The following is a 973-nucleotide window of genomic DNA, read 5'->3' as shown; positions in this document are numbered from 1 at the left end:
CTAGGGCGTGTCTCCTAATTGTGGGCCTGTGCTCGAGCATGATTGAGGTGTGTCACAACGGTCTAGATTTACGCAGTTCACGAATGCACAGTGGGAGCGAGTTGAACCACTTCTGCCAACGAATGAGGGCCGTAAAGGCCGCCCGTTTGGTGATAGCCGCCGCGTTGTAGAGGGCATCATCTACCGGTACCGCACCGGAATCCCGTGGCGAGATCTCCCCGACCGGTATGGTCCCTGGCAGACGGTGTGGAAGCGGCATCGCCGCTACGCAACCGACGGCACCTGGGACCGCGTATTCGCGCACATCCTCGCCGAGGCCGATGCAGTGGGCGACATTGACTGGAACGTGTCAATCGACGCGACGATCAACCGTGCTCATCAGCACGGTACGAACCTGCCGCGCCCTGATCAGGACACAGGGGGCTCTATCGAATTACAAGAATCTGCCGTTATGCGAGATTGAACCGGCAGGTCACGGGATCGGGAGATCACGCGGAGGGTTGAGCACGAAGGTACATTTTGCTGTCGAGGGGCATGGCCGGCCGCTGTCGATTGTGGTGACGGGCGGGCAACGCCATGATGGCGCGATGTTGCAGGAAGTCCTCGGCGATATTCGGGTCCCGAGAATTGGGTGCGGGCAGGCGCGGACGCGCCCTGATGCGTTGCTTGCTGATCGCGGGTACACGTCACGGGTGAACCGCGCGTATCTGCGTGAGCGCGGCATCGCCGCGGTGATTCCGGAGAAGTCTAATGAGATCGCTGCCAGGAAGCGTAAGGGTCGTGCTGGCGGGCGACCGCCCGGGTTTGATGCGGAGCTGTACAAAGACCGCAACGTGGTCGAGCGGGCCTTTGGGTTGATGAAGCAGTGGCGCGGGCTTGCGACGCGTTATGACAAGCTCGCGGTCACGTATCGCGCGGGAGTGGTGCTTGCGGCGATTCTGGTCTGGTTACGCATATAAGAGACACGCCCTAG

General features: G+C 61.2%; 1 pseudogene. It reads left to right on the top strand.

The features are described from left to right. The first annotated feature begins 49 nt into the window (after positions 1-49). Positions 50-959, top strand: a pseudogene (locus tag HMPREF2849_RS11170) (IS5 family transposase). The last annotated feature ends 14 nt before the right edge of the window (positions 960-973 follow it).

The sequence above is a fragment of the Corynebacterium sp. HMSC073B01 genome (assembly GCF_001838255.1).
GTDB lineage: Bacteria > Actinomycetota > Actinomycetes > Mycobacteriales > Mycobacteriaceae > Corynebacterium > Corynebacterium jeikeium_D.
This window is presented reverse-complemented; position numbering and strand designations above follow the sequence as displayed.